A 14,219-nucleotide genomic window follows, 5' to 3' on the forward strand; every position below is an offset into this window, starting at 1 on the left:
ATCTGAAAACCCGTATTAAGGATTGTAGTATCCGTAATACGGGGTCATCAACTTTCACTCTTACCCTCTCTGTGTTTTTTTGTCATCTCCGGGCATATCTCATTTCTGCACTGGAGCACCTATGACATCTCATCAGTTATTACGTCTGAAAAAAGTTGAAGAAAAAACCGGTCTGAAACGCTCGCAAATCTATCTGTATATGAAGGACGGCACCTTTCCCTCTTCAATAAAAATTGGTCCAGCCAGTGTGGCCTGGCTTGAGTCTGAAATTGACGAATGGATTAACCTCAAATTAGCTAACCGCTTAACACGTTGAAGGGAGATACAAAATTATGATCCCCTCACTGAATTACGCTGTATTAACAAACATCCTGCATGCGCTAAAGGAAGGTAATTTCCGTTATTGCGAAAAATTAGGGTTCACATTTAACGAATTGAATGCCCTCAATCAGCTATCCCTTGACGAGTTGTTTATCGTCAGCCAAGCATCAACACAATTTATGGCGATCACTGTCCGTCACGACGCTCTACAACAGCTCCTGATGTTGTCCCGTCAGGAGGCGAAATACCAGCAACAGATTAACCGGGCCATCAGGTTGGGCGGATCCATTGCACTCCTGAATCACTTTTTCGGCCTCACCTCGAATGACGTCTGTACCCGCCGCAGGCTACTGGGAGTGACGATTCCTTATGGCCGAACCCCCATCCCAGATGAAGTTGTCGATGCCGAAATCTGGCAGTTATGGCAAAAAAATCGCCCTGAAAACATTGAAACCCTTAACGCTCTGGAAGCAATGATGCAGGTTACTGAAGCGTTGTCTTCTCGGGAGAAAGGGCCTTCCCTTACCGCAGTCTGGAACCGTATCACCCTTTGCGAAAAAGAAGCACCAAACAGGAGGACATCGCATGCCAGATGAGATCGACCGCGATCAGGAATTTAATGAGCAACGTCTGGAAGAGATGATTGAACAAAACCGTTTTAAACCAGCAACCACGCCCTCATTATATTACTGCCGCCTATGTGGTGAACCCATTCCCGAAAAGCGACGGCAAACCCTGCAAGGTGTGACAACCTGCACAGAATGCCAAACCATTATTGAACGCCGTCAACGCTGATAATATGAAGGTATACGCGTAGAGAGGTTATCTTCTCTGCGCGTTTTTTATTATCTGAATAAGTCACTATGTGTATTTTAACCGGTGAGATACAAAACGAAAACTCGCCTTAATATTATTCACCTCCGTTCAATAGAATATCCTAATCTAAATTTTCTCTTTTATTTCCTGTTTGATTTTATCATTTTCATCCTGGCTCAGATATCACACTCTGACCGTGCCACTTTTTACTGGCGAGCTTTATAGACATTTATTCGTCCGGGGTAAGTATTGCTCTTTAACAATGTGAGTCGGGCTGTCACGTAACCGCAATTCAGGGTGCCGCTGAATATTCTCGCTGACCCGTTAAAACCGGAATGCAGAATTGGGATGTGATCTACGTATTTACCCCATCGTTATTATTCCTTAAAGGAAATATCATGCGAAGACCGATTTATCATGTACTTGTCACGCAAGAAACCCCGCGCAATTAACGCCAAACCGCAACGCGGCAAGATCTCAAACGTAGTACCACCAGCCGATCCACTTCAGATATTCATTACCCGGCCACCGTCCTGCGCGGTGAACTTACCGATAAAGCCACACCTGTTTTAACCTCACTGCACTATCCCAACGCCACCATTCGCGGCGATTTATCCATCCCTGTGATTAATGAGGAGAAATGACGATGCGCAAATGTAAACGCTGGTCTGCGGTTTTTTCCGTATTGATTTCAACCCAGATATTGGCGGCAGAGAGCGGATTTAATAAAGCTAAAGATACACTGAGCAATACCTCCACCGGCCTGCTTGGGCTGGGCGCCGCCACTATCACGCTGGCGACCATGTGGGTGGGTTACAAGGTACTGTTTGATGGTAAGAGCCTGCATGATATGCGCAACGTCATTATCGGTGCCATCCTGATTGTCGGCGCATCGGGCTTTGGTGCCTATTGGGCCGCATAGGGGGAATCAATGACCACCCTGAATAAAGCGCTGACCCGACCTGCCGCCATTATGGGGATCCCTCTCGTGCCGTTCGTAATCGTTAGCGGGACTATCGTCCTGCTATCGGTCTATATCAGTTATTACCTGGCTCTATTGCTGATCCCGGCCTGGCTGGAAATGAAAGCAAAGGCGCGAACGGATATTCATTATTTCGGGCTGCTGTGGCTGGCCTTTAAAACCCGTGGGCGGTTTGCCACAAATCGTCATTTCGGTGCCAATGCCATGCTGGCAAGCCACTACGACGCCGTCGATATTTCGGAGTTTACCAGCAAGATGAAATTAAACGAGCGCAGCACGCTGGATAACCATATTCCTTATTCCTCCCACATTCACCCGCACGTAATAAGAAATCGCTCTAGTGATTTAGTCGCTACCTGGGAGCTGGGTGGTACCGTTTTTGAATGTGAGGACGAACATCACCTGACTCTGATGGCAACCCACCTCAACAACATGATCCGCGCATATGAAGGGCTACCACTTACCTTCTATATTCACCGAATACGGGAGAAATATCAGGATGAGTTTGGCGCAAACTCGGGTATTTCCTTCTCGGATGACGTCGCTAAACGCTATTACCAAACAATAAGGGATAAACCGCTCTGGCGGCACCGGCTGTTTTTCACCGTCTGTTATGCGCCCTTCTCTACACTGGAGAAAAAAGTAAGGAAGAGGCTGCCTATCGGGAAAAGGAAAGCAGTACTGGATGATGCCCTGAAGGTGATACTCGAACACCATGAAGCGATCAACGCCGCCTTGTCACGCTATATGGCTACACCTCTGGGGATTTATGAGAAAAAAAGCCGAGTTTACTCCTCACAACTGGCGTTCTACCATCGGCTGATTACCGGCAAATGGCAGAACGTGGCGGTGACACGCACACCGTTTTATGACGCACTCAGTACGCCGGATGTGTTCTTCACTACCGATACCGCCGAATGTCAGACGGTTGGCGGCTCCCGTTTCTTCCGCAGTCTGGAAATTAAAGACTATTCGCCAGAGACCTATACCGGCCTGCTGGATGCACTGTTGTATGCCGAAAGCGAGTATGTGTTGACGCAGTCCTTCACCTGTATGGCGCGGGATGAAGCACAAAATCATATCCGACGGGCAGAAAAACGGCTGGACTCAACCGACGATGACGCTATTTCACAGCGTGAAGAACTGATTGTATTGCGCGATCTGCTCCAGTCCGGCCATGTCTCCTGCGGCAAATATCATTTTTCCCTGTTGGTGTCGTCGGCCAGTGCCGCTCAGGTGGTGAAAGAGACCAATACGCTGGCTCAGCCTTTTAACGATCTCGGCATCATGACATCCCTGTCCACCCTGTCTTTACCTGCCGCCTATCTGGCGCAACTCCCAGGTGTGTATACGTTGCGCCCTCGACTGGTTGTGATCAGCAGCCAGAACTACGCGGATATGGGTAGCCTACATAATTTCCATCCCCACAAGCGCAACCGCAATCCCTGGGGCGAAGCCATCGCCATCCTGAAATCCCCCGGAGGCGGCGGTTACTATCTGAACCTGCACGACAGCCAGTCTGGGCGGAATGACTTCAACGAAAAAATGCCGGGAAATACAGCGATCATCGGCAAAACAGGTTCAGGGAAAACCCTGCTGATGACAATGATGAAACAACTGATGCAGAAGTACCGCAATCCGGCGACATTTTCAGCCTCTGCCCCCATCAAACGGCTGACCACCGTTTATTTTGATAAAGACCGGGCGGCGGAGATGGCAATCCGGCAGATGGGCGGTCGTTATTTCCGCATCAGAACGGGCATTCCTACCGGATTCAACCCATTTTCACTTCCGCCGACCCGGCGAAACATCAGTTTTATCAAGCGATTGACTAGGATGTTGTGCCGCCGCAACGGTAAGCCGCTTGACCCACGTGATGAAGAGCGTATCAGCACCGCCGTGGATACCATCATGCTGGACTACCCGCCAGAATACCGCCGTTATGGTATTACCCGGCTACTGGAAGTATTGCCAGAACCACCGACTAAAGAGGCTCGGACAAACGGACTGCGCATTCGTTTAAAACAGTGGGCGCAGGGTGGTGAATTTGGCTGGGTATTCGATAACGAGGAAGATACATTCAACATCAGCAATATTGATAACTTTGGTATCGACGGCACGGAATTCCTGGATGACGACGACATCCGCGGTCCGATCACCTTTTATCTGCTGTACCGTGTTACCAACCTGCTGGATGGTCGCCGGTTGGTGCTGTTCATGGATGAATTCTGGAAATGGCTGGCTGACGTCGAGTTTTCTAAATTCTCTCTCAATATGCTGAAAGTTATTCGTAAACTGAACGGTATTTTTATCCCCGCCACCCAGTCACCCGATGAGATCGTCAGACATCCCATCGCTCCGGCGATTATTGAGCAGTGCAGCACGCAAATTTTTCTCGCCAACCCGAAAGCCAGCCACGCCGATTACGTTGAGAAAATGAAAGTACCGGAAAGCGTTTATGACATCATCCGGAACCTGGATCCGAGCGAGCATTACATGGTTATCCTTAAAACACCACTGCGTGCCGGTGAAACCCGCCCGTTTGTCGCCATGGCAAGAATGGATTTATCGGGCCTCGGAAACATCACCAAAATCCTGAGCGGCAGTGAAGACAACCTGAAAATATTTGATGCCATTTATCAGGAAGGCATGTCACCCCACGACTGGAAGGAAACGTTCCTTAAACAAGCAATCTGATATTCACCTCGGAGGTAATCACCATGCAAACCAGAAAGATGTTCCTGGCGCTATCGCTATGGGTTTCCACACCAGCACTCAGCGCCGGGATCCCGGTGTTTGATGCCGCCAGCAACACCGAGTCGATTAACCAATGGATTCAGAAACTCCAACAATGGCAGGAAACGGTCACCCATTATAAAAGCGAACTTGATGCCTATAAGCAGCAATTAGCAACCGCAACAGGTATACGGGATATTCAGGGATTTCTCCGCGAGGCGAAAAATCTAAAAAACGATATCGATAATCTCCGTAAAGATGGTATTTCACTGGATGACCTGCTGACCAACCAAAGCGGTCATTATTCTTCGGATCTTCAACGCTTATATAACAAATACCAATCGTTTGATGTCTGTAATCAGTCCGGTTCATCACAACGTTATCTGGAAAGTTGTAAACAGCTCATACTTAATCAGGCCATATCGATTGAGAATACCCGTGATATCCAGAACAGGGTCACCAGCATATTCAACGACATATCAGACTTATCCGACCGCATAGCCAATGCCAAAGACTCGAAAGAGTCACAGGATCTGGCTAACGCCGTAGCAGCCAAAAGCATACAACTGAATGCGCTGAGCAGCCAGTGGGAAATGTCAGTCAAGCAGGCTGAGCAGCGCGCCACGATGTTGACTCAACAGCGGCAAAAAGCATTCAATGAACAACAACTCACCGCACCTATTCCTGACCTTAATCATTAAGAGGCTAAGAATGAAAATATCACTTTGCATTGTTCCGGTAATTTTAGGCTCATTATTTCTGACGGGATGTGATAACCCAAAATCAACCCAATGGTACAAAGAACATCCTGATGAAATGAACCAGCGATATAAAGCGTGGGAATCAACCAGGGAAGACTCCCAAGATTGTAAAAATGCACGAGAAGCGCGATTTGAACTCCGCCAGGAAAATACACAGGTTCCCGATTTGAATTAAAGGGGCAATCTATGTCAGGTGGTATGTTTGTTGGAATGAACAACACGATCACTGACGGTTTACATGCCGTACTACGGGGACAAACTTCCGTGTACGGCGATATGGTAAGCGTAATAGCCGTTAGTTCCTTCACGTTATTTGTCACTTATCGGGGTTATCAAACCCTGGCCGGAAAACTTCAAACACCAGTAGAAGATCTCATGTGGGATGTCGGGCGAATGCTATTAATCATGACATTCGTTTTAAATCTCGATGGCTGGTTGGATTTAGCTATTTCGGCCATTAACGGATTAATAGACGGTGTCAGTGGTGATGATAATGTCTGGGTATTGCTGGATACCGTCTGGGTGAAAGCACAAACGATAGGGCAAAAACTTTATCAGCAGGATGATTCCACCTATGTAAAACTCAATGGGGGTATTGCCGAAATTCTGGTATGGGGAGGCGCAATCGTCACCCTGCTATTTGGTTCTGCGGTTAACCTGTTAGCCGGAATTATCATTGTATTAATGACCACCACCGCGCCACTATTTATTTTCTGCTTGTTGTATGGATTCCTTGTCCCGATGTTTAACAACTGGCTGAAAATCATCTTCACGGTGATCCTGACGACTCTGTTTTCTGCCTTATCAATCAGGATCGTCATTAGTTATCTCAATGGCCTGTTAGATAAGGCGGTAAATTTTGCAGATAGCGCCAACATCATCACGCTTGGCGTTCAGTGCTGCGTTGCAGGTGTTATTTCTGGCGTCATTATCTGGTTTTCGGCGAAAATCGCCAGTGCATTAGGCAGTGTCGCCGTTCAGGTCGCATTGCAGGGTGCCGCCATGAGCGGTCTACGTGGGCTGGCGAAAAAGTCTTCTGACGTAGCAAAACCTGCCATGAAAGCCGGTGCGGCGGGTGCCAGGCTGGCAGCAAAAGAAAGCACTAGAGCCGCCAGTGCAACCGGTACACTCGTCGCCGCAGGCACCAGCAAAGCCATATCTGCATGGCAAAAGCGTGCGGCCTCCATTCAGAGCATGAAGCGCTTCAATCAACAGCGTAACCGTTAATCTCCTTCTAACCCAGTCTCCCCACATCGCACCGTGGCTACTGCCACCGGTACGGCATTTCTGTATTCGGCAAACATAGGAATCGATATGAAATCCAGCATCGTCTTTCTGATGCTGTGCGTCCTCACGGGCTGTTCACAGCATCAGCACGATCTCTCGCCGGTATCTGGCGATCCTCAACCGGTTAATTCCCCCGCCATTATCCAGGAGCTGACAACACATGTCTGAAACAGAAAACATCATTGCGTCATCCCGAACCTTTGAATCTGTCCTGCTGGAAAAAGATGTACGGGAAAAAAAGATGGCATGGCGAATGGCGGCCACAGGATTTGTACTGGCCGCGATGGTAATTACGGCGCTGATTATCCTGCTGCCGCTGAAAACCACCGAAATAGAATTATGGTCAGTGGATAGACAAACCGGACGCTACGAATATATGACTCGAATTAAGGAGAAGGACATCTCAACCGAAGAAGCACTGGCTCACGCGTTATCAGCACATTACGTCAGGCTTCGTGAGGGTTATAACTATTTTTCTCTCCAGCGCGATTACGACGAGGTGCAGTTATTCAATAGTGACAGCGTGAACAAGGATTATCTCGATGGTTTTAACGATAATCAGGCCCCAGATATCATTTTCAATAAAGCGGAAAGTGTCGTCTATATCGAGATTATTTCCAATGTTCATTCGACCGCAACAGCCCCTGACCATCTGGCGGCCTTACGCATAAAACGCACTATTCGCCGTATTTCCGATAACTCGGTCAAAACGGATGTCTGGAACATCCGCCTGACTTATCGCTACCTCCCCCGCAAACAACTGACAGACAGCCAGCGAGAAGTGAATCCGCTGGGATTCATTGTGACCAGTTACCAGCGCGATAAAGAACTGAGGAGTGAATGATGCTGAAAAAAACAGTGATCTTGTGGCTTCTTTTGGTGTCATCCGCAGCATGGGGGGCGGCGATACCACGCAGCAGCACGTATGACACTCGCATGCAGCATGTCACCTATCACAGTCAGAATGCTACCATCGTCAACACCCGCCCCGGTTACCTCACCACACTGCTGTTTGATGATAATGAAACCGTTATCGACGCGCAGGTAGGCTTTCCCAAAGGCTGGAAAGTGACGAAAAGTGATAATCGAGTGGGTGTCAGTCCAAACCCCATAACCCAGCCAGTAACAGATGACAACGGCAATAACACCAATAAAGTGTTTCTGCCAACGTCAAAAGAGTGGAGAACCAATCTCTTTGTCGTGACATCAAAACGTGATTACAGTCTGGAGCTGAACGTATTGGATAATGACTCACCTTCTCAGGCATTTATTATCCGTTTTCGCTATCCGGGTGACGAACGCAGGCAATCAGAGGCAGCCAGCGCAGTTCGCCTGAAACTCCTGCGTGAAACACAAGAAAAGCAGCAGATAGCGACAGCATTCGAGCAGGCCACCACACCGCGCAACTGGCGTTATACCAAACGGGTCGCTGCCGGTTCAGCGTCCATTGCGCCGGACTTCACTTACGATGATGGGCGCTTCATCTACCTCGGCTTTTCTCCCATCAAAATCCTCCCCTCCGCCTTCCAGATCGTTAACAGTCAGGAACAAACCGTAACGCCCCGCATAACCAAACAAGGGAACTACACCGTGATGGTGTTGCATGTATTGTCGCAACGTCTGGTGTTGCGCTATGGCAGCGCGGTGGTCGGCATTGAGAATACGACTTTCGGCAACGTTGCTGCCACCAGCGGCGACACCGTTTCACCTGCCGTCACGCTGGAGGCCAGATGAATGATAAATCCATCCCAGAAGCAACAGAAAAAACCGTGGCTGAACTGGAGACCGAAGCCCGTGAACGCGCCCGGTCAACGATGGCGAGTCAGGCACCGAAGCTGAACATACCACCCGGCCAACCCGAAGTGACCCGCTTCAAAAAAGCCTCCAGTCGCCGGACGATGATGGTCAGCCTGATGAGCCTGGCCGTGTTGATTGCGCTGGCATTGGGTGGAGATCGCGTCCTTGTAGCATTAAAGAAAAGCGATGATATAGAGGCAAATACTACACATCCGTCAGACCGCACGGGTCAGTATGCGCGTAAAAATCTCGGCATGGACAGTAATCCATTCGGCCTGTTCGGTCAGAGAAAACAGGAAGCTGAGAGTGATAATCATCAGACACAGGCAGTTCCACCATCGCCAGAGCCGCCCACCATAAATAAAGCGGCAGCTATGGCCGACGGTTCAAGCAATACTTCTGATACAGCGCAACGCGGTAACTCACAGGCTTCCCGAACCGAATCCTCTGGCACAGATAGCAATCTGAGCAAGGAAAAAGCCGTCACCGATTCTCACTCAGAGGTTCAAGAAACCAATCCCGGCGTGGCGAAGCTCACCAGTGTCAGGCGGCTGGGCCTCGATCCCAATCTCTATCTTCCAGTTGATCGCTATATTCCGTGCTCAATGATGCGGCGCTTTGTTTCTGATGTGGGCGGTCGCATTTCCTGCCTTATCGGCGAAGATGTCTACAGCGCCAGCAACTATGTGAAGTTGCTGCCTGCCGGAACGGTCGCGAGAGGTATCTATCATACAGGGGCGCTGCAACATGGCCGGGGTCGGATGTTTGTCATCTGGACGGAGTTACGCACACCAGAACCCGGTAGCCTGCAAATCCCACTGACTGATAGCGAAGCCACTGGCCCGCTGGGTGAGGCCGGTATTAGCGGCTGGATTGATACCCATTTCTGGGAACGGTTCGGCAATGCGTTGATGTTGAGTATGGTGCAGGACGTGGCCGCCGCCGCATCAGATTCCGCACCGGGGAAAGACCGCAATACCGACTACACCGAAAACACCCGCGCCGCTGCATCAGAAATGGCGAAAACTGCACTGGAAAACAGTATCAATATCCCGCCAACCATGTACCTGAATCAGGGCGACGTGATCGGCATCATGACCGGTACAGATATTGATTTCTCTTCTGTCTATCAACTGCGTCTGAAAAAGAGGTGGTATGAACGCTGAAAACCTGTCTCTTGAGTTCATGAAGAATCAGTTATTTGGTGATTTTCTGCCACTGGCAGGCTTGACGGAAATCGCCATCAACAGGCCTAGAGAGATCCACACCAAATTAAACGGGCGATGGCAGAAACATGACTCTCCGGTTACGTTGCGTCAGTGCCATGCCTTTGCTAAAGCGCTGGCATCATGGAATGAGGACAATATTGATGATACCTCCCCTATCCTTTCCGCCACATTAGGATCAGGTGAACGTGTCCAGATCATTATTCCCCCGGCCTGCGAGCGGAATACCGTATCTATTACACTGCGAAACCCGTCATTTGAGCAGAAAACGCATCAGTCCTGGATTGATGCCGGGTTTTATAACCGGATAGCAGGTAGGGAGAGAAACGAAAGCAAAGATGATGAACTGATCCGCTGCTATAACAATGGTGATATTCCCCACTTTATCGAAAAGGCCGTTGAGTACGGTAAAACGATCTTTATTGTTGGTGAAACCGGCTCCGGTAAAACCACCTATATGAAGACGTTGCTGCATTATATTCCGCCACATCTCAGACTGACCACTATCGAGGATAATCCTGAAATCCGGTTTTACTGCCACACCAATTATGTTCATCTGTTTTACCCGGCAGATGCCGGAGACGAGGCGATTGTCACACCCAGCAGACTTATCAGAGCGAATTATCGAATGAATCCGGATCGGATTCTGCTGGCGGAAATTCGCGGACGGGAGGCATGGGACGCACTGAAAATCATCGGTTCCGGCCATGAGGGGCTTATCACATCAATGCACGCGGGCAGCCCGGAAGAATGTATTGAAGGGATTATTGACCGCTGCTATGAGAATCCGGCCTGCAAAAATATCCCGTTCGATGTGCTGTTACGCAAAGTGCTTAAATGCGTAGATATCATCGTCAGCGTGGATATTGACGGCGATATTCGCCGGATGGGGGATATTTATTTCAAGCGGCTACATCTGAATAAGATGAAAGAGGCATTCAAATAACCCTCTCCGCACACCCTACAGATAAATAGCATTTACCCAATTATTAACGCATGAAAATCCCAACCACGCATTTATCCATAATGGTGACGGATATGAATAAGGTAATAGCGCCGACATTGATGATTTGCAGCATGCTGATATTTTCATCGCCGGTGAGGGCCGCTGATGCTTGTGAAGTGGTTTTATGCCTGTACGGTAAAACAACGGATAACAGCGGCAACGATGAATGCCATTCTGCTGAGCAATCTTTTTTTAATATTGTGAAAAAGAACAGGCACGGCTTTCTGCCTGACCATACCGCTGACGCAAGAAAATCATTTTTACTCGAATGCTCGTCGGCAAACCCTGCAATCATCAACCAAATCATTAGTAAATTTGGTCGCATCCGTGGTGGATAAAAGAGGATTATCATCATGACGAAACCCGGATTTATTCAACATCCCTGGTCACATCAGCGAGGTGATACCCTGCGCGCCGCCAGCGTTATTCAGCGGATTGAAAAAGAGGCCATGCGCGGATGTGGGCTTTATTACGAGATTTATCACTATCGCGTCATCAGTCAGTTATTACCATTGCTGAGCACTCTTAATATAACCGACAGGCTGACGCTCACGGAGGAAGCAAACAGATGCGGATTTAAATTGGATAAAACCAGTATTGAAGAAAATCGCCAGAGTTATCAGGACACGCTGACTGAAATTCGTTATAGCGAATATTGAAGATAGAAACATCACTCCCACGACAAAATACCCTGCCCGTAAATACAGACCGAAAACCCACATGCATTTAGCAAAGGATGGCGAAGCCACCCCGCAAGGGCGTGGCGGGGTTTGGGCTTTTTAATTCATGTGCTCAGAAGGAATTAGAAAGTGGCGTGAGGCGAGTAAATTCTATTTCGAAGAAATGGCTAATTTGCGACGCCGAACCCACCAGCGAGCGTTCAGCCCCAGGTGAACCGAGCTGGCTGGGGGAGCCGAATAAATTTCGCCGCCCCAGCGAGCGAAAAGCTATCGCCCACGATAGCGGTTTATTTGGGGGGCATAGCCCCGCACACCGTCGCGGCTAAGTCTCCGGCCAAAAGCCGGTAGCGTGGCGCGACCACCCTCTTTAAAGGTCAGCTTCCCTTTTATTCCCGCTGCGAGGAACGAGCAAAGGGAAGAAAAAGGCGAAAGCGACCGTCTTAAAGGGGGTGGTCGCGCGTAGCGGGCGACGGTGTGCCGCCGTTGACGTTGGGGGTAATGTCACGGCGTCCAGCCGCGACATTACCCCCATGCGACATATCATAAGGGCGTCCAGCCCGCATGAACTGGCGCACGCCGTTCGGGCACGGAAGCATGCTTCCCTGCACATGGCCGCAACGCGGTCACCTTCTTTGCCCCTGACGTTCGCCCCGCCTTTTCGCCCGACCCCGTGGGGCGAATTGATGGGGCGACGTCATGGGGCCAACTGCTGACGAAGGAGGCATCGTGATTTTGAATAAGCTGGCCATGTCACTCTCACCGATAGTGAATGGCGCGCTGAGCTTCATGGCTTTTATGCAACAGCATCAGCTGATGCTGGCGCTGTTATCGGGGCTGACGATGCCGTTTTTCGCGTCGATGAAAAGCGATGAACGGCAAAAAGCCCCGTTGTGGCAAAAGCTGATTATCGCTTTTTCCATGGTGTGTTTTCTTTCCGGCTCGATGGGGCCAATACTTATCTGGATTTTCCAGTGGCTTTATCGGGGCCGTGTTATCGCCAGCATTCCCGTTCTGGCATGGCCGGTGCTGATTACCTTTACCGTAACGGGTTTTATTTTGCATATTCTGCTGCGTAGGGTATTAACACCTGAGTTAGACAAAATAAAGAAACGCCTCGTCAGGAAAACCACGCTTGAACGGGAATTACGCACCGATGTGCGCACGGTGAAATCCCTGCTGCCGGAAACACTGCATTATGACCCGTTGGATTATATCGACCTGAACAAAGGGTTATTTATCGGCATGGACCGCGATGTTCAGCCGATGTATCTGCCGTTAAAAGACTGGCAAAAACAACACGCGGATATTATCGGCACCACCGGGGCCGGCAAAGGGGTTGCCACCGGGATATTACTTTATCAAAGTATTCTGGCCGGTGAAGGCGTATTTGTTATGGACCCCAAGGATGATGAATGGGCACCCCACCTTTACCGAAAAGCCTGTGAAGATGCCGGGAAGCCCTTTGCCTTAATTGACCTGCGAAAACCCCAATACCAGTTAAACCTGATTGAAGAGATCACCGCCGATGAACTGGAAGAGCTTTTTGTTGCCGGGTTCAGCCTGGCAGAAAAAGGTCAGGAGTCGGACTTTTACCGCATTGACGACCGGAAAGCGGCCCGGATAGCAGCACAGTTTGTTAATCAACATACCACCGCAACCATTCGGGATGTTTATAACGGCGACTACGTTCAGGGTATTGCGGATAAGATAAAAGCCTTTTTCGGGAAAATTGAAGAGCTGGCCTTGCTCAATGCCATTAATGCGCCGAGAGGATTTTCGCTTAATACGATATTTGAGGAAGGCGGTTGCTGCTACGTGATTGGCTCAATGCGCAACAGCAAAATCATTACCACTCAACGCATGTTGCTGGTTCGCCTGTACCAGTTGGCAGAAAGGCGCGAGCGAGTGAAAGACGTGCCCCGCCCCATTGCTATTTATCTTTCCGAACTGAAATACCATTTATCCAGGCCCGCGCTGGAAGGTTTAGGCGCGGCGCGCGATAAAGGTGTTCACATTATTATGGACCACCAGTCGATTGCCGATTTAAAAGACTGTCCGGCAGATTTAAAAGGTGACGCCGTTGTCGGTGCAGTCGTTGAGAACGCGAAATTCAAACTGGTTTATCGGGTCATGGATCCGGATACCGCTGAATGGGTGGCAAGGATGTCAGGCACCATATTAGTCGATGATGAGGTCCGCAAAGCAAAAACCGACGCCGTGCTGACAGAGACGATCGACGACGAACGCACCATCAGGCAAGCAGAGCGTTTCTTTACCGACAGCAATATGATCCTGAACTTACCCGATTTTGTCAGCTTCATCTTCACGACAAAAACACTCCCCTCTGCTTCTTTGATTTCGCCCATTAGGGTGAGAAAACGCGAACTGGAGATCTGTGCCGTGTCGCCCGCGATTGCCGCCACCGCCACAACGGTAAACATCACCCTGGATTTTGGCGAGGAGGAAATCTCCCCCGGACCGGCATCAACGCCGGATATCAACACAACGCGGCCCGATCTTTTTTTTGATGAGTCGGGCGAAAAAGACACGACAACACCGAATGCCGATAAAGAGGAAAACCCGTCATTGCTGGATTTTTAAAGGGGG

Annotated in this window: 15 protein-coding genes; all 15 read left to right on the forward strand. The window is 49.5% G+C overall.

Translation table 11 applies throughout. From position 1 onward, the window contains the following. Nucleotides 1-121 precede the first annotated feature (121 nt). The 15 genes from V2A84_RS10275 (at nucleotide 122) to V2A84_RS10345 (ending at nucleotide 14,213) form a co-directional block, all read left to right on the forward strand. Nucleotides 122-316 (forward strand): AlpA family transcriptional regulator, encoded by a 195-nt coding sequence (locus tag V2A84_RS10275; RefSeq protein ID WP_050084400.1) that lies wholly within the window; start codon nucleotides 122-124, stop codon nucleotides 314-316. Nucleotides 317-332: 16 nt separating this feature from the next. Next, entirely contained in the window at nucleotides 333-917 is a 585-nt protein-coding gene (locus V2A84_RS10280) for a DUF2857 domain-containing protein (protein ID WP_442848788.1), read from the forward strand. After that, the gene (locus tag V2A84_RS10285) at nucleotides 907-1,116 is read left to right on the forward strand and encodes a TraR/DksA family transcriptional regulator (RefSeq protein WP_050084402.1); all 210 of its coding nucleotides are present in this window, start codon (nucleotides 907-909) and stop codon (nucleotides 1,114-1,116) included. Before V2A84_RS10280 ends, V2A84_RS10285 begins: the two co-directional genes overlap by 11 nt. 661 nt (nucleotides 1,117-1,777) lie before the next feature. Then, nucleotides 1,778-2,059 (forward strand): TrbC/VirB2 family protein, encoded by a 282-nt coding sequence (locus V2A84_RS10290; protein WP_145547495.1) that lies wholly within the window; start codon nucleotides 1,778-1,780, stop codon nucleotides 2,057-2,059. A 9-nt stretch (nucleotides 2,060-2,068) separates the two neighbouring features. Further along, entirely contained in the window at nucleotides 2,069-4,816 is a 2,748-nt protein-coding gene (locus tag V2A84_RS10295) for a VirB3 family type IV secretion system protein (RefSeq protein WP_442848789.1), read from the forward strand. A gap of 23 nt (nucleotides 4,817-4,839) precedes the next feature. Continuing rightward, entirely contained in the window at nucleotides 4,840-5,556 is a 717-nt protein-coding gene (locus V2A84_RS10300) for a type IV secretion system protein (protein WP_442848790.1), read from the forward strand. Nucleotides 5,557-5,566: 10 nt separating this feature from the next. Then, the gene (locus V2A84_RS10305) at nucleotides 5,567-5,791 is read left to right on the forward strand and encodes an EexN family lipoprotein (RefSeq protein WP_442848791.1); all 225 of its coding nucleotides are present in this window, start codon (nucleotides 5,567-5,569) and stop codon (nucleotides 5,789-5,791) included. A gap of 11 nt (nucleotides 5,792-5,802) precedes the next feature. Further along, nucleotides 5,803-6,843: a type IV secretion system protein gene (locus tag V2A84_RS10310; RefSeq protein ID WP_145547491.1), complete on the forward strand. Its 1,041-nt coding sequence runs from the start codon at nucleotides 5,803-5,805 to the stop codon at nucleotides 6,841-6,843. Nucleotides 6,844-7,063: 220 nt separating this feature from the next. Further along, on the forward strand, nucleotides 7,064-7,747 hold the full coding sequence (locus V2A84_RS10315) for a virB8 family protein (RefSeq protein ID WP_050084408.1): 684 nt from the start codon (nucleotides 7,064-7,066) through the stop codon (nucleotides 7,745-7,747). Further along, the gene (gene virB9 / locus V2A84_RS10320) at nucleotides 7,744-8,637 is read left to right on the forward strand and encodes a P-type conjugative transfer protein VirB9 (RefSeq protein ID WP_338659133.1); all 894 of its coding nucleotides are present in this window, start codon (nucleotides 7,744-7,746) and stop codon (nucleotides 8,635-8,637) included. Before V2A84_RS10315 ends, virB9 begins: the two co-directional genes overlap by 4 nt. Next, a complete protein-coding gene (gene virB10 / locus V2A84_RS10325; RefSeq protein ID WP_442848792.1) occupies nucleotides 8,634-9,866 on the forward strand; it encodes a VirB10/TraB/TrbI family type IV secretion system protein in 1,233 nt (410 codons plus the stop codon). The genes virB9 and virB10 overlap by 4 nt, the downstream gene beginning before the upstream one ends. Then, nucleotides 9,856-10,872, forward strand: coding sequence for a P-type DNA transfer ATPase VirB11 (gene virB11, locus V2A84_RS10330; RefSeq protein ID WP_442848793.1), 1,017 nt, complete (start codon nucleotides 9,856-9,858; stop codon nucleotides 10,870-10,872). The genes virB10 and virB11 overlap by 11 nt, the downstream gene beginning before the upstream one ends. 92 nt (nucleotides 10,873-10,964) lie before the next feature. After that, on the forward strand, nucleotides 10,965-11,270 hold the full coding sequence (locus tag V2A84_RS10335; RefSeq protein WP_226716170.1) for a TrbM/KikA/MpfK family conjugal transfer protein: 306 nt from the start codon (nucleotides 10,965-10,967) through the stop codon (nucleotides 11,268-11,270). A gap of 15 nt (nucleotides 11,271-11,285) precedes the next feature. Next, nucleotides 11,286-11,591 carry a hypothetical protein gene (locus V2A84_RS10340; protein ID WP_050084413.1) on the forward strand — a complete coding sequence of 102 codons (306 nt, stop codon included), beginning with the start codon at nucleotides 11,286-11,288 and terminating at the stop codon, nucleotides 11,589-11,591. 747 nt (nucleotides 11,592-12,338) lie between these two features. Further along, on the forward strand, nucleotides 12,339-14,213 hold the full coding sequence (locus tag V2A84_RS10345; RefSeq protein ID WP_442848794.1) for a type IV secretory system conjugative DNA transfer family protein: 1,875 nt from the start codon (nucleotides 12,339-12,341) through the stop codon (nucleotides 14,211-14,213). Nucleotides 14,214-14,219 lie beyond the last annotated feature (6 nt).

Source organism: Yersinia sp. 2553 StPb PI, from assembly GCF_052217105.1.
GTDB lineage: Bacteria > Pseudomonadota > Gammaproteobacteria > Enterobacterales > Enterobacteriaceae > Yersinia > Yersinia enterocolitica_E.

What these genes read in the sequence shown, in the direction of transcription:
- V2A84_RS10275 (WP_050084400.1), top strand. Translation starts at nt 122, where the DNA reads ATGACATCTCATCAGTTATTACGTCTGAAAAAAGTTGAAGAAAAAACC.
- V2A84_RS10280 (WP_442848788.1), top strand. Translation starts at nt 333, where the DNA reads ATGATCCCCTCACTGAATTACGCTGTATTAACAAACATCCTGCATGCG.
- V2A84_RS10285 (WP_050084402.1), top strand. Translation starts at nt 907, where the DNA reads ATGCCAGATGAGATCGACCGCGATCAGGAATTTAATGAGCAACGTCTG.
- V2A84_RS10290 (WP_145547495.1), top strand. Translation starts at nt 1,778, where the DNA reads ATGACGATGCGCAAATGTAAACGCTGGTCTGCGGTTTTTTCCGTATTG.
- V2A84_RS10295 (WP_442848789.1), top strand. Translation starts at nt 2,069, where the DNA reads ATGACCACCCTGAATAAAGCGCTGACCCGACCTGCCGCCATTATGGGG.
- V2A84_RS10300 (WP_442848790.1), top strand. Translation starts at nt 4,840, where the DNA reads ATGCAAACCAGAAAGATGTTCCTGGCGCTATCGCTATGGGTTTCCACA.
- V2A84_RS10305 (WP_442848791.1), top strand. Translation starts at nt 5,567, where the DNA reads ATGAAAATATCACTTTGCATTGTTCCGGTAATTTTAGGCTCATTATTT.
- V2A84_RS10310 (WP_145547491.1), top strand. Translation starts at nt 5,803, where the DNA reads ATGTCAGGTGGTATGTTTGTTGGAATGAACAACACGATCACTGACGGT.
- V2A84_RS10315 (WP_050084408.1), top strand. Translation starts at nt 7,064, where the DNA reads ATGTCTGAAACAGAAAACATCATTGCGTCATCCCGAACCTTTGAATCT.
- virB9 (WP_338659133.1), top strand. Translation starts at nt 7,744, where the DNA reads ATGATGCTGAAAAAAACAGTGATCTTGTGGCTTCTTTTGGTGTCATCC.
- virB10 (WP_442848792.1), top strand. Translation starts at nt 8,634, where the DNA reads ATGAATGATAAATCCATCCCAGAAGCAACAGAAAAAACCGTGGCTGAA.
- virB11 (WP_442848793.1), top strand. Translation starts at nt 9,856, where the DNA reads ATGAACGCTGAAAACCTGTCTCTTGAGTTCATGAAGAATCAGTTATTT.
- V2A84_RS10335 (WP_226716170.1), top strand. Translation starts at nt 10,965, where the DNA reads ATGAATAAGGTAATAGCGCCGACATTGATGATTTGCAGCATGCTGATA.
- V2A84_RS10340 (WP_050084413.1), top strand. Translation starts at nt 11,286, where the DNA reads ATGACGAAACCCGGATTTATTCAACATCCCTGGTCACATCAGCGAGGT.